At 40.4% G+C, this 21,661-nt stretch carries 21 protein-coding genes and 1 tRNA gene; 21 read left to right on the top strand and 1 reads right to left on the bottom strand.

All coding sequences use genetic code 11. The annotated features are described in order from the left end of the window. The first annotated feature begins 7 nt into the window (after positions 1-7). The 16 genes from ACK8HY_RS18475 (at position 8) to ACK8HY_RS18550 (ending at position 16,157) form a co-directional block, all read left to right on the top strand. Positions 8-406, top strand: a complete 399-nt coding sequence (locus tag ACK8HY_RS18475) for a hypothetical protein (RefSeq protein ID WP_077437987.1) — start codon at positions 8-10, stop codon at positions 404-406. Positions 407-483: 77 nt separating this feature from the next. Next, on the top strand, positions 484-1,143 hold the full coding sequence (locus tag ACK8HY_RS18480) for a heme exporter protein CcmB (RefSeq protein WP_077437988.1): 660 nt from the start codon (positions 484-486) through the stop codon (positions 1,141-1,143). 35 nt (positions 1,144-1,178) lie between these two features. Then, positions 1,179-1,841: a cytochrome c biogenesis protein gene (gene ccsA / locus ACK8HY_RS18485; RefSeq protein ID WP_077437989.1), complete on the top strand. Its 663-nt coding sequence runs from the start codon at positions 1,179-1,181 to the stop codon at positions 1,839-1,841. 198 nt (positions 1,842-2,039) lie between these two features. Beyond that, positions 2,040-2,249: a CcmD family protein gene (locus ACK8HY_RS18490; protein ID WP_077437990.1), complete on the top strand. Its 210-nt coding sequence runs from the start codon at positions 2,040-2,042 to the stop codon at positions 2,247-2,249. Between the two features lie 20 nt (positions 2,250-2,269). Beyond that, entirely contained in the window at positions 2,270-3,253 is a 984-nt protein-coding gene (locus ACK8HY_RS18495) for a DUF6427 family protein (RefSeq protein WP_416134441.1), read from the top strand. Positions 3,254-3,429: 176 nt separating this feature from the next. After that, positions 3,430-4,758 carry a hypothetical protein gene (locus tag ACK8HY_RS18500; protein WP_416134442.1) on the top strand — a complete coding sequence of 443 codons (1,329 nt, stop codon included), beginning with the start codon at positions 3,430-3,432 and terminating at the stop codon, positions 4,756-4,758. Positions 4,759-4,762: 4 nt separating this feature from the next. Continuing rightward, entirely contained in the window at positions 4,763-5,386 is a 624-nt protein-coding gene (lptC, locus tag ACK8HY_RS18505) for an LPS export ABC transporter periplasmic protein LptC (protein ID WP_077437993.1), read from the top strand. A 305-nt stretch (positions 5,387-5,691) separates the two neighbouring features. Then, positions 5,692-7,797 (top strand): SurA N-terminal domain-containing protein, encoded by a 2,106-nt coding sequence (locus ACK8HY_RS18510; RefSeq protein WP_416134443.1) that lies wholly within the window; start codon positions 5,692-5,694, stop codon positions 7,795-7,797. A 64-nt stretch (positions 7,798-7,861) separates the two neighbouring features. Further along, positions 7,862-8,407, top strand: a complete 546-nt coding sequence (locus tag ACK8HY_RS18515) for a DUF2480 family protein (protein WP_175992094.1) — start codon at positions 7,862-7,864, stop codon at positions 8,405-8,407. Between the two features lie 94 nt (positions 8,408-8,501). Continuing rightward, complete coding sequence (locus ACK8HY_RS18520; protein ID WP_077437996.1) at positions 8,502-9,287, top strand: DUF3108 domain-containing protein; 786 nt, start codon at positions 8,502-8,504, stop codon at positions 9,285-9,287. A gap of 5 nt (positions 9,288-9,292) precedes the next feature. After that, entirely contained in the window at positions 9,293-9,856 is a 564-nt protein-coding gene (locus ACK8HY_RS18525; RefSeq protein ID WP_077437997.1) for a DUF3109 family protein, read from the top strand. Positions 9,857-9,906: 50 nt separating this feature from the next. Next, positions 9,907-10,878, top strand: coding sequence for a polyprenyl synthetase family protein (locus tag ACK8HY_RS18530; protein WP_077437998.1), 972 nt, complete (start codon positions 9,907-9,909; stop codon positions 10,876-10,878). After that, positions 10,878-11,930 (top strand): TerC/Alx family metal homeostasis membrane protein, encoded by a 1,053-nt coding sequence (locus ACK8HY_RS18535; RefSeq protein WP_077437999.1) that lies wholly within the window; start codon positions 10,878-10,880, stop codon positions 11,928-11,930. The genes ACK8HY_RS18530 and ACK8HY_RS18535 overlap by 1 nt, the downstream gene beginning before the upstream one ends. A 128-nt stretch (positions 11,931-12,058) precedes the next feature. Next, positions 12,059-13,246, top strand: a complete 1,188-nt coding sequence (locus tag ACK8HY_RS18540) for an aminopeptidase C (RefSeq protein WP_343563268.1) — start codon at positions 12,059-12,061, stop codon at positions 13,244-13,246. Positions 13,247-13,358: 112 nt separating this feature from the next. Beyond that, positions 13,359-14,597 (top strand): thioredoxin fold domain-containing protein, encoded by a 1,239-nt coding sequence (locus ACK8HY_RS18545; RefSeq protein WP_416134444.1) that lies wholly within the window; start codon positions 13,359-13,361, stop codon positions 14,595-14,597. 321 nt (positions 14,598-14,918) lie between these two features. Then, entirely contained in the window at positions 14,919-16,157 is a 1,239-nt protein-coding gene (locus ACK8HY_RS18550; RefSeq protein WP_077438002.1) for a thioredoxin family protein, read from the top strand. Between the two features lie 120 nt (positions 16,158-16,277). On the opposite strand, the gene ACK8HY_RS18555 is transcribed toward ACK8HY_RS18550, so the two are convergent. Next, entirely contained in the window at positions 16,278-18,401 is a 2,124-nt protein-coding gene (locus ACK8HY_RS18555) for a prolyl oligopeptidase family serine peptidase (protein WP_416134445.1), read from the bottom strand. A 219-nt stretch (positions 18,402-18,620) separates the two neighbouring features. On the opposite strand from ACK8HY_RS18555, the gene ACK8HY_RS18560 reads away from it, so the two are divergent. From ACK8HY_RS18560 to ACK8HY_RS18580, 5 genes are all read left to right on the top strand, one after another. Beyond that, positions 18,621-19,376 carry a UDP-2,3-diacylglucosamine diphosphatase gene (locus ACK8HY_RS18560; protein WP_077438004.1) on the top strand — a complete coding sequence of 252 codons (756 nt, stop codon included), beginning with the start codon at positions 18,621-18,623 and terminating at the stop codon, positions 19,374-19,376. Then, the gene (locus tag ACK8HY_RS18565) at positions 19,358-19,948 is read left to right on the top strand and encodes a Crp/Fnr family transcriptional regulator (RefSeq protein ID WP_175992095.1); all 591 of its coding nucleotides are present in this window, start codon (positions 19,358-19,360) and stop codon (positions 19,946-19,948) included. Before ACK8HY_RS18560 ends, ACK8HY_RS18565 begins: the two co-directional genes overlap by 19 nt. Positions 19,949-20,011: 63 nt before the next feature. Continuing rightward, entirely contained in the window at positions 20,012-20,341 is a 330-nt protein-coding gene (locus ACK8HY_RS18570) for a DMT family transporter (RefSeq protein ID WP_077438006.1), read from the top strand. Between the two features lie 98 nt (positions 20,342-20,439). Further along, positions 20,440-21,513 carry a peptide chain release factor 1 gene (gene prfA, locus ACK8HY_RS18575; RefSeq protein ID WP_077438007.1) on the top strand — a complete coding sequence of 358 codons (1,074 nt, stop codon included), beginning with the start codon at positions 20,440-20,442 and terminating at the stop codon, positions 21,511-21,513. Between the two features lie 73 nt (positions 21,514-21,586). Next, positions 21,587-21,660: transfer RNA gene (locus tag ACK8HY_RS18580), tRNA-Asp, on the top strand. Position 21,661: the final 1 nt, after the last annotated feature.

A 21,661-nucleotide genomic window follows, 5' to 3' on the forward strand; every position in this document is an offset into this window, starting at 1 on the left:
AAGAATTATGAAAAATAGCAAAAATGGATTAGTGGCATTTGCTTTGGTAGGATTAGCTGCGGGAGCTGCTGCATGGTATCTTTTAGGAACTGATGACGGGAAAAAACAATTAGATCGTGCAAATGATGGCATAAAAAGCTTAACTAAGTCATTGAAGGATCTTTCAAAAAAAGAAGCTAGAAAAGCACAAAAGCTGGCCAATAGAGCTTCAGCCGAACTGGACAACTTAAAATCCAAAGCACAGGCTGCTTTCAGTAAAGCTTCAGATGATGCCGATGCATTGAAAAACAAAGCAAAAGAAGCTGGTAGAGAAGCTTTGGACCACGCAAACAATGCAGCACAAAATTTAGCAAACAAAATCGACAACACTACCGATGCTGCTAAATCAAAAATTTCTAATGCATAAGTAAAAAAAACGTTTTTTTAAGAATTGATGGTTTAGCCACCTTCCGTGGTTAAAATACATTCGTATCTTTGCGGTATATGACTTTACTGCAACAGGTAAAAACTTTGATTCTTAAAGACATTATTCTGGAATGGCGATCAAAATACGCCATCAACGGAATCCTATTATATGTCGTATCTACTGTATTTGTTTGTTATCAGGCATTCAAGTCAGTAGATACTACAGTTTGGAATGCATTGTTTTGGATCATCATGTTATTTGCTTCCATCAATGCCATCAATAAGAGTTTTGTTCAGGAAAATCCCAACCGACAGCTTTATTACTATTCGCTGGTAGACCCACGGGCTATTATCCTCGCCAAGGTCATTTACAACATGCTATTGATGAGCATACTGGCCACTATCGCTTATTTCGTCTATTCAATCATATTTAAAAATCCGCTCGGAGATCCTACGCTATATTTCATTTCAGTCATTCTGGGGAGTATCAGTTTTGCCAGCGTATTTACGATGATTTCCGGCATTAGCTCAAAGGCAGGCAACAATAGTACACTCATGGCCATTTTGAGTTTTCCGGCCATTATCCCCTTATTGATCGTCTTGATCAAGCTTTCCCGTAATGCCGTAGAAGGCCTGGAAAGGGCAGCAAGTGTAAAAGAAATAATTGTATTACTCGCAATTAATGTAATCACGATCACTATTTCTTTATTGTTATTTCCGTACCTTTGGCGAGATTAAATTTTAGGATTGAAACACATTAAATTCAATTTACCATGAGAAAAAAATGGTGGAAAATATTAGCTGTCCTGATTATCTGTGCAGTGATTATCAATGGCCTTCTGGGCCCTGTTCCCCGCCTATTTATCCTTCACGAGAGTATCCGAAACGTCTATTTCCATGTCCCCATGTGGTCTGCGATGATTGTGATGTACCTGATTTCTGTCATTTATAGTATCAAATACCTCAATACGGGTAAACAGGAGTATGATTTAATGGCCATAGAAGCGGTCAATACAGGTATTACTTTTTGTTTTTTTGGCTTGGCAACAGGAATGTTGTGGGCAAATATCACCTGGGGAGAGCCTTGGCCAAATGACCCCAAATTAAATGGTTCAGCGATAGCAACGCTGATGTATCTGGCTTACCTTGTACTCCGCAATGCACTGGAAGAAGAGCAAAAAAGAGCCAAAATATCTGCCGTTTACAATATTTTTGCATTCCCGATCATTATAGTATTACTCTATATTCTGCCAAAAATGACTGATTCCCTTCATCCTGGCAGTGGCGGTAACGCGACCTTTGGGCAGCTACAAATGAGCAACGAACTCCGGCCGACCTTTTATGCTGCAATGATCGGATGGCCGATGATCGCTTTTTGGATCTGCTCGCTCCGTTATAGAGTCCGTCTGCTGGAAAGAAAAGAACAGGAAATCTAGCCATCAGTGGAGATAACTGAAAATTACGATAAAAAAGAATTCTGATGAAACCGCAATCTAACCGGTGCCTCATCAGGCATAAAAAACAAACGGAGTGAACCGAACGATTGAGCTCGCGAATACCTTAAAGTACTAACTTAATGAGTTAACGAGCTCATTTATACCAATGGTATTAACACTTATAAATAATTTATACGGATGAAAAAAATAACATTATCAATTGCATTATTAATCTTATCAACTTTAAGCACATTTGCGCAGGATGACGTTGATATGGCAACCGGCTTACGTAGCGAGGGAAAAATCTATGTGGTTGTACTCGTGATGTTGGTCATTTTTCTCGGTCTGGCTTTCTTTCTTTTTTTGCTTGACCGCCGCATAACGAAGTTGGAAAAAAAGAATAAATAGTCAACTGTATATCGCATATCATGATTATAAGTCAGTTCAGAAATTATACGCCAATAAACATCTTATTTTTATCCCTTGTGGGGTTTGTATTATGCCTTGGCATATTCTTACACCTACCGGATAAACTTGATTCGGTAATTTTTGAACCTGCACTTGGCAATCTACTCGGAGAAAACAATTTAATCAACCTCTCTCCAGCAACAAACGTCTTTATCACACTGATTCTGACTATTTTTCAGGCAACCATACTCAATCGGATCACAAGCCATTTCAACCTACTGGGAAAACCTAGTTTTTTGGTTGCGTTGATGTATATGACACTGGCCAGTTTATTTTTACCTTTTTTGGTCCTGTCCCCCACCCTGATCTGTAACTTTATTTCGATCTGGATGCTGAGCAAATTGCTGTCTCTTTATCGTCAGACCGATGTAAAAGCGGAAATGTTCGACCTGGGGATGATTGTAGGTATCGGAAGTCTGATCTACTTTCCATTTTTGAGTATGTTCTTCCTCTTGTGGATAAGCCTACTGATTTTCAGACCGTTCAATTGGCGTGAATGGGTCACCCCACTACTTGGATTGGCTACGGTCTATTTCATACTAGGAGTAATCTATTTATGGGTGGGAAAAATGGAATTATTTTATACCATCTGGCTACCGTTCACCTATAAGTTCCCAACAGCTATCCGTATTCAGTTATTTGATTACCTGGTATTGATTCCGGTCCTATTTACGCTCATACTATTCCTGTTGATCCTCAAAGACAACTTCTTCAAGAGCATCGTGCATATCCGAAAATCTTTCCAGCTATTATTTTTCATGTTATGCCTAGCTGTAGCCTCATTTTACTGGAATAAAAAATTAACGGAGGCGCACTTTCTGCTTTGCGCGCCCCCAATTGCAATTTATATGGCGTATTACTTTACCTACGCCAAAAAGAAATGGTTTTTTGAAGTCGTATATGCCATAATCGTATTAACCATAATCTACTTTCAATTTTTCTAACAAATTGTACAACAGGTGTTTAACCTTTTTTAACAAAATCAGCTTAACAAGCTCATAAAAATTGAATAGTTTTGTATGCGAATAAAAGCAAAGAACATTTAATTACAAGAGTCAAAAAACTCAAAGATTTCACAAAAACTAAATAAACATTAGTTTCTCAATTTTATAGATTGACCATGCAGAAACGCTTTATAAGCTCTCTAAGAAATAAATCACTCCAACTGTTGTTAGCAGGTGGAATTTTAGCTAGTTCTACTACCGCATTTGCCCAAAAAACGACGTCCGCTTCACCTTATTCTCAATTAGGGATAGGTCAGATGCGTGAAGATTTATTACCTCAATATAGAGCTATGGGGGGGATCAATACGGCTATCCGTACATTAGATGGCATCTATTACAATACGAACCCAGGTAATCCGGCATCTTATTCCGCTGCGCGGTATACTGTCTTTGATGCAGGGCTATATGGTAATTACACACAATTAAAATCAACTACCCAGTCTGCAAATACGGCTGATTTTGCTTTTAGTCATATCACAATGACTTTTCCAATGAAAAAGTTCGGCGGTATCAGTATGGGGATATTGCCCTTTTCGGATGTGGGCTATCGCAGTAATTCACAGGAAAGCATCAATTCAGTAACCTTTAATAAGGTTTTCACCGGCGAAGGCGGCTTGACAAAAGCGTATGCAGGTTGGGGCGTACGTGTTTATAAAGGTTTGAGTATCGGTGCCAATATGTCGTACCTCTTTGGTACATTAAATGACTATAGTCGTGCTGAATTCCCTTTTTCCAGCGGAATTTTGAATACACAACGTCAAAACAAACGCGAAATCCAAGGTATTATCTTTGACTACGGATTACAATATGAACAGGCTATAGGTAAAGAGTATGCTTTGACCTTTGGTTATTCAGGATCCTTGAATAACGATATAAAAGAGCGCACAACAATATTTGATACAAGAACGCAACCCTCAACCGATCCGGACAATCAAAATATTCCACTAGATACAACCTATATGTCTGCACGGAGCAGCAGACACCTGACGCTACCATTAAAACATAATGTGGGTGTTACTTTTGCCCGCAATGGCCGATGGTTGGTTGGAGCAGATTTTAAATATGCAGACTGGTCAAGATTTCAGGTGAGAAATGGTGAAGGTCAGCTACGCAAAAATTATGGTGTAGCAGTTGGTGGACAATTGACTCCTGATCGATCGTCGCTCAACTATCTGAACCACGTCGATTATCGTCTTGGTTTTAGATACAACAAAACACAGTATTTTCTAGCTGGTCAGGATATTAATGATATGGCTGTAACAGTTGGGGTAGGCTTGCCTTTAGCCCGAACGCAATATTCAAGTGCTTTCTCCAAGATCAATTTCTCAGCAGAGTTTGGCCAAATGGGCAAAGTCGCCAATGGACTGTTACGTGAACGTTATATCAACTTCAATATTGGCTTTACGCTAAATGACCGTTGGTTTAGAAGAAATCAATTTGACTAAGACAATGGTACGCAAGGTATCTGCACGATCCATATTACAAAATATATCGCCCCTGGTAATTCAATTTTTGCTAGGGGCGCTCTTATTGACTTCATGTGAGCCAGATCTAAAGGAAGTCGACCGGATCGCCAACCTGAAAAAAGAAGAGGCGGTGGACATATCACGCCATGTCGATGTGATCTATAGTGATTCTACCCGGGTTAAAGCAAACCTTACCGCACCCGAAATGCGGATCAAACACGATAGCACAGAAGTCTATGAGTTTCCTAAAACCATAAAGATCATCTTCTATGATGAGAAACTAAAGGAAACACAGCGCATAACCTCGGACTATGCCATCAGAAAAGAGAAGGAGAAAATAACAGTCTTCACAAAAAATGTTGTTGTCACCATGGCCGATGGCTCCATTCTAAAAACGGAAGAAATCGTTTATGATGAAGGCGCGAAAGATCCCAATAAGACTTTTTACAACAACGTGCCTGTTCAGGCTTTCTTTAAAGATCAAAGGGGAAACCTTCAAGGCTCGTCTTTTACATCGGACAAGGACTTGCAACATGCCAATATACAGAATGCTACGGGGGTAGTTATCATCAAGGACAACAGCCTATTCCCTTCCATAGGCCGATAGAAAAATCCTATTTTTATTAGGCCTTATACTATGGCTCGTTCATACCGCTCTATAATGTATGGCGGGAGGCCAACAACGCAACTCGCTATCGCACAAATAACTTACAGAAAATTATCATTGCTGGATCAATACCATGAGTTATAAAAAACAGCGCAATACAAATGGTTTTCAAATTTGTTTTATTACATTCAGTAAAATATTCCGTTTTTTTTTATAAAAATTGTATCTTGCACCGCATTTTGCTATGCTATGCATAAATTAACGAAATACAAGTATTTACACAATATAAACACAATAAGCAGACTATGGGATTAATGGGCTTTTTGCGTAACAAAGCTGGTGTCATCTTGACGGCAGCCATGGCTATCGCAATTTTAGCATTTTTACTAGGCGATGTTGTTCGGGGGGGCGCTCCTTTCTGGGCTAGACATCAAAATCGTGTAGGGGAAGTCAACGGAACTGAAATTGAATATCCTGCGTTCAGCCAACAGGTAGAACAGGCGGAAGAAATGTTCAAACAACAAATGGGTGGCGCTGTTACTCCTCAAATGAGAACGTACGCCGTACAACAGGTTTGGAATCAATTCTTATCCAGAGAAATCTTGAGAAAAGAGATTGAAAAAATCGGTTTGACAGTAGGTAGCAAGGAATTGAATGATCTAGTACAAGGTCCTAATCCTTCCGCTCAGATCGTTCAGGCATTTACCGACCCACAAACTGGACAATTTAACCGTGGTCAATTGTCAACTTTTATAAGCCAAATCAACACAGCTGGCAACCAAGCCATGGCTGATCAGTGGGAAACTCTACTTGAAGGTGTGAAAGAAGAACGTTTAAGTAGCAAATATGGTGAATTACTTTCAAACAGTGTATACGTCACTTCATTGGAGGCAAACGAAGAATACCAAGAACGTAATAAATTGGCGAACTTCAAATATATCCTTTTAGATTATGCTTCTGTAAAAGATGCTGAGGCTAAAGTGACTGATGCCGATTTCCAAGAGTACTATAATGAGCATAAAAATATGTTCAGAACACAAGAGGAAACACGCGCGATCCAATACGTTACTGTAGACGCAAAACCGCTGGCTAAAGATTCATTGGCCGTAAAAGAAACGATCAACAAGTTAAAGCAAGATCTTATCGTGGCGAAGGATGATTCCTTATTTGCATCCATTAATTCGGACAACAAATATCCATTTACCTACATGAAAAAAGGTCAATTGAGTCCTTCTTTGGATTCAGTAGTCTTCAATGTAGCTGCGGGTACTACAGTAGGCCCATTCCTAAGCAATGGCGCCTATGAAATTGCGAAAGTAGTTTCGACAGTAGTTGGTCCGGATTCAGTAAAGGCCTCTCATATCCTATTGGATGCTACAGCAGAAGGTGGTGTTGACAAAGCATTTGCAAAAGCTGATTCCATTAAAGGATTGATCCAAAAAGGTGACAACTTCGCTGCTTTGGCAGTGCAGTTCAGCAATGACCCAGGAAGTAAAGCAAATGGTGGTGAGCTAGGTACTTTTACAAGAGGCCGCATGCTTCCAGAATTTGAAAAAGCAGTATTCGAAGGTAAAACTGGAGACATTAAAGTTGTCAAGACGCAATATGGTGTCCATATCATTAAAATTGAGAAGCAGATCGGTACGGCAAAATATGCAAAAGTTGCTATCATCGACAAGGTAATCAACAGTGGTAAAGAAACCCTAAACAATGCGCATAGCAAAGCGACAGCATTCCTATCGGCTGCTACTGCACAAAACTTTGCACAAGAGGCTAAGAAATTAGGCTTAGAGGCGCGTACAGCATCACGTGTTACGGCAATGGACAATGTGCTTGATGGCACAGAAGCTCCACGTGACTTGATCAAATGGGCTTTCGAAGCTAAAAAAGGTGACATCTCAGACAAAGTATTTGAAACTGAAACTTCTTATATCTTAGCGAGCTTAGTGGATGTACAGCCCAAAGGGGTACTTTCGCTAGACGCAGTGAAAAAAGACATTGAGCCTGCAGTTAAAAACAAGGTTAAAGCGAAAGTCTTAAAAGAAAGATTTGCAAAAGCTTTGGCTGGAGCTTCTTCCATTGACCAAGTGGCTCAAAAAGTGGGCAAATCTGCGATCCATGTGGAGAATGTGGTATTTGCCAATCCTGTTATCCCAGGTGTAGCCTTGGAAAATGCAGTAGTAGGTACAGTATTTGGACTTCAACCAAACAAACCTTCTAAAGCAATTGAAGGAAACACAGGTGTATATGTCGTACAGGTAAATGGTTTCACAAATCCATCAGCAATCTCTGACATCAACGCACAAAAGAAACAAATGCTTGCAGCTAAAGCGCAACGTGCTTGGGGATCTATTTTCCGTGCATTACAGGACAAAGCTGAAATCATTGACAATAGAGTGAAATTCTTTTAGAAGATTTTTAAGTAAATTTGTAGCCGGACGAATTATCGTCCGGCTTTTTTTTGATAGGATAGTTATGGAAATTCAAACAAATATTGTCAATAAAGTTGCACAAAGTGGATTAATGACTGTTGATCTAGCTGATTATCATCCGACAACTGATAATGTCCTGTATGATATCAAGGATAATCTGTTCCATGGTCTGATGTTACGGGAAAAAGATTTCCGCGAGTTCATCAAAACTCATGACTGGTCACAATATACCGATAAGCATGTGGCCATCACCTGTACGGCGGATGCTATCGTTCCGACCTGGGCCTATATGCTATTGGCCAACAAGCTGGAGCCATATGCTGCAAATGTTATCTTCGGCGATTTAGAGGAGTTATTGCGCATACAATATGCTGCTGCTGTTGACCAAATCGATATGGAACAATTTCGGGATCAGAGAGTCGTAGTGAAGGGCTGTGGCGAAACGTTTATCCCAGAATCGACATTTGTCCAGTTTACGGTAAAACTGAGCAAAGTAGCAAAGAGTATTATGTACGGGGAACCCTGTTCTACGGTTCCGGTTTTTAAAAGAAGTCCTCAGGCGCCAAAAGCTACTGACAAACAAGCGTAAACGCCTGTGCGTGATGATTTCATCACTTTAAAAAGACAATTTATTCTGATGAAATTAACATTTCTTTTCAAACAATTTTCGTAAACTTACGTACATGAAACTTATATCGACATTGCTCCTATACTTATCAGTTTTTGTAAGTACAGTTTTCGCTCAGGGTCTACCCCATTTAAAGGAATCGGCATTTAAGGGTGGAGAGAAATTAAAGTATAAACTCCGCTATGGTATTATTTCCGCTGCAACGGGAACGTTGACTGTTGCCGATACGAAAGATGGATTTGGGAATCCCTCCTTTCATCTATATGCAGCAGGTAAAACAGCGGGAGCATTTGCCATCTATACCGTAAGAAACGAATACAATTCATATATCAATAGCAAGACATTCCTGCCTTACTATTATACAGAAAACATCCGTGAAGGGGGGTACAGAAGGAATGACAAAGTACGTTTCAATCAGGACACACGTACCGTGAACGGCAATAAAGGAACATTCACATCCAAGGTGGATCAGACCTTTGATTTGCTATCATCCTACTATTTCGCCCGCAATCTGGACCTAAGTTCGGTCAAGCCTGGTGAATCCTTTAAGTTGACCTATTTCCTGAATGATGAAATAGCCACCTTGGGCATACAGTATATTGGAATCGAAAAAATAAAAACCGAACTGGGCACCCTAGAGTGCCTCAAATTCAGTCCTGAAATAAAACCGGGGCGTATCTTTAAAAAAAATAGCAAGCTTTACCTTTGGGTAACCAATGACGGTAACCGTATTCCGGTGAAAGCCAACGTCGATATATTAATTGGCTCTGTGACCTTAGAATTGCTGGAAGCAAGCGGACTGAAATATAAATTGGGCCAAAAAGCAAGCTACTCAAAATAATTAGAATGATTGAAGTAGGAAATGTGTTAGTACACGAAGATCTAATCAATAATGACTTCGTGTGCAATCTATCAAAATGTAAAGGAATCTGTTGTATCGAGGGGGACTCGGGCGCACCTTTACTGGAAAGTGAAAAAGCTATTCTGGAGGAGATCTATCCAAAGGTAAAACCCTACATGACCGAGAAAGGCATTGAGGCCATCGAAGAACAGGGCAAATATGTTGTCGATGTCGATGGTGACCTAACCACAACATGCGTTGATGGGAACAAAGAATGTGCGTATGTAACCTGGGAAAATGGCATTACCAAATGTGCAATTGAGAAGGCTTATGAATTAGGTGAAGTCCACTGGCGGAAACCTGTTTCCTGTCACCTCTATCCGATCCGCACAACGCATTATCCGGAATTTGACGTACTTCATTATGACCGCTGGCATATCTGTAAAGATGCCTGTACTTTTGGGAAGGAATTACAGGTACCGGTATACAAATTTCTGAAGGATCCCCTGATCCGCACTTATGGCGAAGAATGGTACAAAAATCTTGAGCGTGCAGTCGATGAGTTGTAACAAAATTACTATCTTTAAGCTTTAACTTTTTTGGTATTTCATTCCAATTCATGTCAAAATTAACAGAGATCCAACGTCCTATTATCCACGAACTTGAAGCTTTTGAAAAGAAATTCAAAGCATCGATGAAAAGCTCCGTTCCTTTGTTGGATCGTATCACGCAATACCTGATCAAACGCAAAGGCAAACAAATGCGGCCGATGTTTGTCTTTTTCTCGGCAGGCATCTGCAATGGGATCAATGAATCGACTTATCGGGGTGCTGCTTTGGTTGAACTATTGCATACAGCGTCACTGGTACATGATGATGTTGTTGATAATTCCTATGAACGTAGGGGGTTCTTTTCCATCAACGCACTCTGGAAAAATAAGATTGCGGTACTGGTTGGTGATTTTTTGCTTTCAAGAGGATTACTGCTTTCGGTCAAACATCAGGATTATCACCTGTTAAAGATTGTTTCAGAAGCAGTGGATCAAATGAGTGAGGGGGAATTGCTCCAAATCGAAAAAGCGCGTAAACTGGATATAGAAGAGTCCATCTATTTTGAGGTCATCCGGAAAAAAACAGCATCGTTAATTGCTTCCTGTTGTGCCTGTGGTTCTGCTTCATCCAATGCTGACGAAGAGACAGTAGCAAAACTGCACCAGTTCGGAGAGAAAATTGGCATCGCATTTCAGATTAAGGATGACCTGTTTGATTTTGGATTGGATGATGTGGGCAAGCCACTTGGAAATGATATCAAAGAGAAAAAAATGACCTTGCCCTTGATCCACGCCCTAAATCAGACGAGCTCCAGTGAAAAGCGGCGAATCATCAATTTGGTTCGAAACCATAATGAAGACCCCAAAAAAGTTACTGAGGTCATCGATTTTGTACGCAACAGTGGTGGGTTAGCTTATGCAACAAACAAAATGCTGGAATACCAGCAAGATGCCTTCCGCATCCTAGATGATTTTCCGGATAGCGAATACAAACAAGGATTACTACAATTGGTAAGATATACAACAGAAAGAAAAAAATAATGAGTCACGAATTAATGTTTTTTGGAGGTTTCTTAATCTTCATTGCGCTGATGCTAGCCATCGACCTCGGCCTATTTTCCAAGGGCGATAAACCCGTTAGCTTAAAGACGGCAGCAATTATGAGTGCTGTATGGGTATTATTCTCCCTAGGCTTCTATTGGTTGCTCCGACAGTATGGATTTGAATTACATAATATCCATGATCTCAACCATCTGCAAGAGGTCATCACCAAACATCACCATGATATTAAAATTATTCCCGGCGACCTGGCCGCTAGTCTAGCCGTCTATAATAACAACCTCGGCTTGGAGTATCTGACAGGCTATGTGGTTGAATATGCACTTTCGGTGGATAATATTTTTGTGATGGTATTACTGTTTACCTCATTTGGAATTCCTGAACGTTATTATCATAAAGTCCTGGTTTGGGGGATTCTGGGAGCCATCGTAATGCGATTCCTGTTTATCTTCCTTGGTGCAACCCTGATCGCTAAATTTGGCTGGATTCTATACGTCTTTGGAGCCTTCTTGGTCTTTACAGGTGTCAAGATGTTTATCAACCGCAACCAGGAAGAAGAAGTAGATCCGCAAAACCATCCTGTGGTTAAATTTGCATCCAAATATTTCAAAGTAACTCCCAAATTGGACGCGGGTCATTTTTTCCATATAGAGAATGGCGTAAAATACATGACACCCTTATTTTTGGTCTTGTTGGTGATTGAATTTACGGATCTGATTTTCGCGGTGGACTCTATTCCAGCAATCTTCTCGGTAACCAAAGATCCTTATATCGTGTTCTTTTCGAATATTTTCGCTATCCTAGGGCTACGTTCCATGTTCTTCCTATTGGTCAATATTATCCATAAATTCCAATATTTAAAGGTTGGATTGGCTTTTCTATTGGTCTTTATTGGTTTGAAGATGTTATTGCATCACTGGTTAGCAGAGGTTGGATTTACAACTACCCACTCCTTGATTGTGATTATCAGCATACTTGCCTTAAGTATTATCGCTTCGCTGCTCTTTCCGAAACAGAAGGAAATTGCCGAATAACATAGCAGCAAAGGGTCGTTAAATTGCAATGCCCCTTTTTTAAGAACAATTATTTTACAGAGGAATTTACCTTACTAAATTTAATTTATTTAATTTAGCATCACTTTAAATTAACAAAATACTAACAAATGAATTGGAATAAATCGATTGTACTAGCTGCGTCTCTTTTTGCAGCTTCATTCCAAGTACAAGCACAGGACAATTTGATCAATGCCTTAAAAGCAAATCAAAATGACAATAGCAAATCTGGGTTTACATTTACAGAAGTTATCAATTTAGGTAACACCTCGATCAAGGATCAAGGTTCTTCAGGTACATGTTGGTCTTATTCAGGAAACTCTTTTCTGGAGTCCGAGATGATCCGTATGGGTAAAAAACCGGTGGAGATCTCCCAGATTTATACAGCGCGTAATACGTACTTAGATAAAGCACGTACCTATGTACGTCTTCACGGCGGCTTGTCATTGGGTGAGGGTGGTCAATTCCACGACGTGTTGAATTCATTCCGCAAATATGGTGCTATGCCACAGTCGGCTTATACGGGGCTGCACTATGGTAGCACACGCAATAATTTTGGTGAAATGACATCCATGCTTGATGCGATGTTAGGTTCCATTGTAAAAGGTAAATCCCTGACACCAAACTGGGAAAAGGCTTATACTGCAGCCATGGACTCTTACTTAGGTGAAGTGCCTGAAAAATTCGATTACAACGGTAAATCCTATACCCCACGTACATTCGCAGATCAGGTCATTGGTATCAACCCGGATGATTATGTTGGTATTGCTTCGGTTACCGACCATCCTTATTATAGCCAGTTCGTACTGTTAATTCCGGACAACTGGTCATTCGACCGTTTTTATAATGTACAAACCAATGATTTAACAGATATCATTGATAATGCCTTGCAAAAAGGATACACTGTTGCCTGGGCGACTGACGTATCAGAAAAAGGATTCTCCTGGAAAAATGGTATCGCTTATGTTCCTGAAAAACCATTCGAACAAATGAGCGAGCAAGAGAAAGCAAGTATGTTCGTTGGTCCAAAACCAGAAATGAAAATTACACCTGAAGAGCGTCAAAAAGCATTCGACAATTGGCAAACTACCGACGATCATGGTATGCATATCGTCGGTCTGGTGAAAGATCAAAACGGTAAAGAGTACTATATCGTCAAAAACTCATGGGGAACATCCAATGACTACAAAGGATATTTATACGCGACAAAGGAATTTGTACGCTATAAAACAACCTCTTTACTGTTACATAAAGATGGTCTCACAAAAGATTTAAAATCCAAGATAAATATCAAATAAGCAATTTATCCACCGTTGAAAACACCTCTGAAATTAATCTTTCAGAGGTGTTTTTGTTTTCAGATTAATTTGATAACTTAAACCTAATTATAAATCTAGTTGTTCAGTGAGTATGAGAAGTATAATCGCATTATGCCTTGCAATTTTAGTTGGGAATCTAGCATATTCCCAGACCAAAGGGGTTAAATTTGTAGAAGGATTAAGTTGGAAAGAGGTCAAAGAAAAAGCGAAGGCAGAAAATAAGTTTATCTTCGTTGAACTTTTTGCGACCTGGTGTGGCCCCTGCCAATACATGAGTAATGAAATTTTCCCCTTGGAGCAGGTGGGTACCCCTATAAACCAGAATTTTATCAGTATCCGTGTACAAATGGACTCCACAGAATCAGACAATGCCACTGTCAAAAAATGGTATGCTGATGCCCGTGCCATTTCCAGCGAGTACAACATCCAGTCTTTTCCAACCTTCTTGATTTTTAGTCCAGACGGAGAAGCGGTACACCGAATTGTTGGCGCAAGTGATGCACCAGAATTTGTTGACCATGTCACAGATGGATTGGCTCCCGAAACCCAGTATTATACACTGTTGAAAAAATTCGAGAAAAGACCGCAGGATATCTATACAGCCAAACAGATGTTAAAAGCAGCCAATATCGCTTATGACGAAAGCACTGCACGTAAAGCCGAAAACACCTTGGCCAATTCTTTAGGCACTGACGAGCTTTTTAAGAAGGAAAATGTACATATACTCCTAGCTGCCGCCAAGTTCACAAATTCAAAGGCTTTTAACCTGATCCGTAACAATAAGGAAAAAATAGATATCCTTTTAGAATCACCCGGGATTGCCAATCGTACATTAGCTAATGTGGTCGTCAATGAACTCTTCCAAATTAAGATAGATGCCAAGCACGAACCTAACTGGGATATTTATCAAAGTGAATTGGCTGCTAAATATCCGGACATAGATTTTGTCCCGATGTTCAAAAAGATCAAAGCACACTATTATCTTCAGGTCAAGAATTATGTGGCCATGAAAAACACCATCAACGATTACCTATCATCAGAGGATTTTACAGCACATCAATTGAACACTTTTGCCTGGACGATCTTTAATAACAGTAATGATCCTGAATGTATTGATGCAGCGATCAGTTGGAGCAAGAAGTCGATTATCGAAGACCCCAGTTCTGCTTTTCTGGATACCTACGCCAACCTGCTTTATAAAAAAGGGGAAACCGAAAAAGCGATCAAGTGGCAAAATAAAGCCATCGAAATGGCCAGCGAAGATGACCGTCCTATCTATCAGGAAACACTCGACAAAATGACCAAAGGGATAAAGACCTGGGACAATTAGACGTTGTCAAGCAAAAGGGTTCTTTCGATTTCTGTACAGGTTTATTCTTATGGAATAAATCTTAACGATATTTTACCATTTGTGTAGTCTGGTTTTTAGAACTTCTCACGGAGCTTTAAAGCATATATGAGTATGGAGCATAGTCCGTCAGCAGATCGGCTATTAACATCCGGGCGTTAGCCCTATTTATTGATTTGGATTTCACCTTGAATAATTACAAATGATTTATTCAAAATAGTAAACCACCTGATTAATTTTTTTTATAATTTTTTCTTGATCGTCATTTTATTCAGTAAATTAACAACTAAATATCAACGGATTATGAAAAAATTAATTTTAATGCTATTCTTGGTTCCCACCCTGTTATTCGCTCAGGGCGAAGGTGTAAAATTTGAGCATGGCCTCAATTGGAATCAAATCAAGGAAAAAGCGGCCAAGGAAAACAAATTTATCTTTGTCGATTGTTTCACTACCTGGTGTGGACCTTGTAAGTATATGGCAAACACAATCTTCCCTCAGGCGAAGGTAGGTGATTTCTTCAATGCCAAATTTATCAATGCCAAAATCCAGATGGATAAAACCAAAGAGGATAATGAAGAAGTAAAATCCTGGTACAGCGAAGCAGACCGTTTTGCCAAAGAATACAAAGTTGTGGCCTACCCAACTTTCTTGATCTTTGATTCAAAAGGAAATCTTGTACACCGTATTGTGGGTGGCGGGGATGCAGATGGTTTTATTGCCAAAGCACAAAAAGCATTGGATCCGAACACCCAATATGAAACCTTATTGGCAAAATTCAATGCGGATCCCCAAAATCCTACAATTGCAAAAGCCATGGCTGCGGCAGCAAAAGATGCCTATGACAAGGAAACACAGGCAAAAGCAGAAGGTATCGTGCTATCCACGCTATCCACAGATCAAATCTTTACTAAAGACAATGTAGAGTTATTGCTTTCTTCGGCAAGCATTAAGGATTCAAAGGCATTTAACTTAATTAAAGATAACCCAGCCAAATTTGATGCGATCAGTGAGAAAGTGAAAGCAAACGATTTCTTGGCTAAATTATTAATCGGCGAAGCAGTCAATACTAAGATAAAGGCTAAAGAAGCTGTAGATTTTGCTGCCCTCGAAAAAGAGCTGGCTCAAAAATACCCAACTATCAATACTGAAAAAGCGAGTTTGGAAATGCAGCCCCGTTATTTTTCTTATACCAAAAACTATCCCGGTTTGAGAGACAGTTTTAACAAGTATATTTCAAAATACGGTTCGACAATCACTGCCATGGAACTCAACAACATGGCTTGGTCCATCTTTGAAAACTGTGATGATCCCGCTTGTTTAAAAGCAGCTTCGGAATGGAGCAAATTATCGCTTGAAAAGGAAAAAGATACACCAATGTATTTAGATACCTTTGCCAACCTGCTCTATCGTCTAGGGAACAAAGATGAAGCCATCAAAACCCAGGAGAAAGCAATCTCACTGTTGACTGCAAACGATAAAAAAGAGGATTATGTAGCAACGCTACAAAAGATGAAAAAAGGCGAAAAAACCTGGGAATAATCCCACTACTGACATAGGAAACAAAAGGCCCAGATCAAGCAGTTGATCTGGGCCTTTTTATTGTATTCGGATAAGTTAGCTACAAAAAACAGGCTGTAGCTAGATCCTTCCCTACTATTTTTATTTCAACGCTTTGATCCCCATGTTCCAGAGTGCAAAAGCATACTTGTCAACTGTACTATTGATCAAGACTTCCGTAGAGCGGCCAGCGCCATGTCCCGCCTTAGTTTCAATACGGATCAAAACCGGATTATCACAAGCCTGCTTAGCCTGCAGTTCGGAGGCAAACTTATAGGAGTGTGCCGGAACAACACGGTCGTCATGATCACCTGTCAATACCATGGTTGCAGGATAGCAGACCCCTTCTTTTACATTGTGCACTGGTGAATAAGCTTTCAAATAATCAAACATCTCCTTGCTGTCAGCGACAGTACCATAATCATATGACCAGCCTGCACCAGCCGTAAAAGTATGGTAACGCAACATATCCAATACACCGACCTCTGGCAATGCTACCTTAGCCACTTTAGGGTCAATAGTCATTGTCGCACCCACAAGCAAACCACCATTCGAACCACCCGACAACGCGGTGTACTCAGGCGAGGTATAACCGTTCTCCTGCAGATAATGAGCCGCAGCGATAAAATCGCTGAATACATTCAACTTATTGAACTGTCGGCCCCCATCATGCCATTTTCTGCCATATTCACCGCCACCCCGTAGATTGGGAACAGCATATACGCCCCCATTGGCCAACCATACTGCAGTTGAAGTACTGAAAGCCGGGGTCAGGCTAATATTAAAACCACCATAACCGTATACAATCGTCGGGTTTTTGCCGTTCAAAGTTATGCCTTTCTTATAGGTAATGATCATAGGCACCTTTGTTCCATCTTTAGAGGTATAAAATACCTGTTTTGATTCGTATTGATCGCTATCAAACTTGACATTCGGTTTGATATAAAGCGTGGATTTTCCCGAGTTGACATCAAACTTATAGCTCGATGAAGGTGTGATGTAATTCGAGAAACCAAAATAGATTTCCTTTTCTTTTTTCTTGCCCGAAAAACCACTTGCGGTCCCTACCCCAGGCAATTCAATCTGTCTGATTTTTTTACCTGTATAATCGTATTGAATTACCACGGAAACAGCATCTTTCAAATAGTTCGCAAATAGGTAACCTCCACCGGTACTGATCGAAAGTACATTTTCGGTTTCCGGAATGATATCCTTCCAATTTTCTTTGGCTGGATTTTTCAAGTCAACTTTTACCAAACGGTTATTGGCCGCCTTATAATTTGTCTCCAATAAGAACGTATCTCCGATATTATCGACCACGCCTGTATTTGCATCAAAATGGTCTTGCAGACAAATGATCTTACTATTTGGCTTGCTCAGATCCTGGTAATAAAGCTCATTTCCTGTAGTTGTATTAGCCGCAGAGATAATCAGATAGCGTTGGTCATCTGTCAACGAAGCGCCTACATAACGTCTCGGAGTTGCCGAACCGCCAAAAATCAGTTGATCTGTAGATTGTGTGGTATTGAGCTTGTGGTAATATAATTTATGCTGATCTGTTTTCTCGGATAATTCTGATCCTTTTGGTTTATCATAACTTGAATAATAAAATCCATCATTTCCTTTCCAGGCGATGCCCGAGAACTTTACGTCCACAAGTGTCTCCCCTACTGGCGCTTTATCCTTTGCATTCAATACAATCACTTTTCTCCAATCTGAGCCACCTTCGGAGATCGAATACGCAACCAGACTTCCGTCTTTTGAAAAAGAAACGTCGGCCAAAGAAGTCGATCCATCTTTCGAAAAGGTATTCGGATCAAGGAAAACCTCTTCAGCACCATTCTCGCCCTGTTTGCGGTAAAGTACAGAATGTTGCTGAAGCCCATTGTTTTTAAAGAAATAGGTATATGCTCCCTCTTTGAAAGGTGTTCCTATCTTTTCGTAATTCCAAATTTCGGTCAGTTGTTCTTTCAATTTTGTCCGGAAAGGAATGGTATTTAGATAATCAAAAGTGACTTTATTTTCAGCCTGAACCCAGCTTTTCGTCTCTGCCGAGCGGTCATCCTCCAGCCAACGGTAAGGATCGGATACTTTCTGCCCCCAGAATTCGTCTACGACTGTGCCTTTATTTGTCGTTGGATATTTCAGCTGCTGTCCACAAACAGTGCTCGCTGTACCTGCCATACCGATCATCATCAGGATAAGGCCAATTTTTTTGTTTATCATAAAAAACTTTATACTTGTTTCATCCAAAAATAACAAATATAATTTCAGAATTCATCCTACTAATCGAAGTAAATGTCATTCTTTTCCATTCAGAAACAATAATTCAAGCATTCCAGTGAACAGACCAAATAGCGCCTCATGGATTGACAGGGGCGGGCTGATCGGTCAATTGTGGAAGCGAATTTTGTATTCGCTTCCATTTTCTTTAGATTTGGGCACATGTCAACAAGAAATAAAATCTATTTTGCCTCAGACTTCCACCTGGGATCCTATCCACTGGAACATTCACGCGAAAGAGAGCGGGCTATTATTCAGTGGCTCGACGAAATCAAAGTCGATGCCGCACACCTATATCTTGTTGGCGACGTTTTTGATTTTTGGTTTGAATATGCAACCGTAGTCCCCAAAGGGTACATCCGCTTTTTGGGTAAGCTCGCAGAGCTTGCCGACTTGGGCATTCCGATCACGTTATTTAAGGGCAACCATGATATGTGGATGTTTGATTACCTCAAAAAGGAATTAAATGTACAGATCATCGACAATGAACTGGAACTGAAACTTGACAATAAACTTTTCTACATTCATCATGGTGATGGCCTCGGTAATGGCGATTATAAGTACAAATTGCTCAAGAAAGTATTTCGGAGCCGTTTCTGCCAATGGCTTTTTGCCCGATTGCATCCTAATTTGGGAATAGGAATTGCTACCCGCTGGTCCAAGCATAGCCGACTCGCCAACAATGAAGATGAAAAATTCCTGGGTGAAGACAATGAATGGCTGATTGGTTATGCGAAGGAAATCGAACGTCAACAACATCATGACTTCTATCTGTTTGGCCATAGACATCTACCGTATGACATCAGGCTTAATGCAGATAGCCGTATTGTCAACCTGGGCGAATGGATCAATTACTATACCTATGCGGTATGGGACGGAGACACTTTACGTTTGGAAAAATGGGAGAAAAAATCGTAATTTCTTTGGCAGATTGCCTGTTGGGTTATCATTTTTTACAGGCAGAAAGCATCCATAAACTGGAACAAATCAGTGAAAAACTTACTTGCAAACGCAATAACTTACTGATCAAACAAGATAAGATACAAAAAGACATTTATTTTTTGGCTTCTGGATTGGCCCGAGTTTATTACGAAACCAAAGATCGGCAGATCACCTTGGACTTTGTCTCTCCCGGCGGTACTTTAATCTCGATGAACAGCTATGTACATGACACACCGGGCTACGAAAACATCGACCTGCTCGAAGACAGCATCGTTTACAAAATTGACCAAAAACAGCTGTTCGCCCTCTACGAGACGGATATTGCGATTGCCAATTGGGGTAGAAAAATGGCTGAACTGGAATTTATTAAAGCGGAGCAGCGCACCATGTCCAAACTCTTTAATACGGCTCAGGATCGCTATGCCGAACTGTTGCAGAAATATCCACAATATATACAACGGATCAAACTTGGTTACATAGCCTCCTACCTTGGAGTTAGCCAAGTGACCCTCAGCCGCATCCGCGCAAATATCCTTTCAAATTTTTAACATTTGTTAAAATTATTCTGCTGGAAAACGTAGACCTTTGTCCCTGAAACAAAAAACAGAGATATGAACTGGGTATTTTTAATTCTTGGCGGGTTATGTGAAATTGGTTTTACAACATGTCTTGGAAAAGCCAAGGATGCAGAAGGTAGTGAGCAATGGCTTTGGTATGGCGCCTTTGTTGTCTTCCTATTCGCAAGTATGGGCTTGTTGATCAAGGCAACACAGACGCTTCCACTCGGCACAGCCTATGCCGTATGGACCGGTATCGGTGCTGTCGGGACAGTTTTAATGGGTATTATCTTCTTTAAGGAACCTGCAGATTTCTGGCGCATATTCTTTATTTTCACGTTGATTGCTTCCATTGTTGGGCTAAAAGCAGTTTCCTCTCATTAATAGCTGGCTAGGTAGTTCAAAAGCAACAAAATTTCCTTACTTTTGTACTCTCAATAGTAATCTAGGTCATAAATTCCTAGAAGAAGCATTTTTGATATATGTTAGATAAATTACAAGCGATCAAAGAAAGATGGGAAGAAGTGGAAGCCGAATTGAGCAACCCCGACACCATGCAAGATATGAAGCGTTTTGCCAAATTGAATAAAGAATACAAAGATTTGGGCAAAATCGTGGATCAATACCATATTTATAGAAATATGGTCAGTAATATTGACACCAATAAAGACATCATCATGAACGAGAAGGATCAGGAACTTCGTGAGATGGCCAAGGAAGAACTTGATATTTTATTGGTCGAAAAAGAGGAAAAAGAAGAAGAAATCCGTTTGATGCTGATCCCTAAAGATCCCGAAGATGCCAAAAATGCCATTATCGAGATCCGTGGTGGAACTGGAGGTGACGAAGCGGCTTTATTTGCAGGAGATCTATACCGTATGTACACTCGTTATTTTGAAACGAAGGGCTGGCGCAATGAGGTGATGGACGTTACCGAAGGTACTTCAGGCGGTTATAAAGAGGTTATCCTTAAAGTAATCGGTGAAGATGCTTATGGTCAATTGAAATATGAGTCTGGTGTACACCGGGTACAACGTGTTCCTGATACGGAGACACAAGGACGTGTGCATACATCGGCTGCTTCGGTTGCTGTATTGCCAGAAGCGGAAGATGTCGACGTGGAAATCAATCCGGGTGATATCGAATTGCAGACATCCCGTTCGGGTGGTGCCGGTGGCCAGAACGTCAATAAAGTAGAAACAAAAGTACAGTTGACCCATAAGCCAACTGGTATCGTTGTTATCTGTCAGGTAGAACGTTCGCAATTAGCCAACCGTGAGCTAGCGATGGAGATGCTTCGTAACAAACTTTATGAGCTTGAACTGAACAAAAAGAACGGCGATATTGCTGCAAAGAGAAAAACTTTGGTATCTACCGGAGACCGTTCGGCAAAAATCCGTACTTATAACTATCCGCAAGGTCGCGTAACTGAACATCGTATCGGTATGACGATGTACAACCTACCAGCAATTATGGACGGTGATATTCAAGGAATTATCGATGCATTGCAGTTTGCAGAGAATGCGGAGAAGATGAAAGAGGGTCAAGTAGACTAGATTTTTTTCAAAAAATCTTTGCAGATACGTAAACAAACGCTATATTTGCACACCTTCTGAGGAGAAGGGTTGAGGTCTGGTAGTTCAGCTGGTTAGAATACATGCCTGTCACGCATGGGGTCGCGGGTTCGAGTCCCGTCCAGACCGC

The organism is Sphingobacterium sp. NGMCC 1.201703 (assembly GCF_047784615.1).
Lineage (GTDB): Bacteria > Bacteroidota > Bacteroidia > Sphingobacteriales > Sphingobacteriaceae > Sphingobacterium.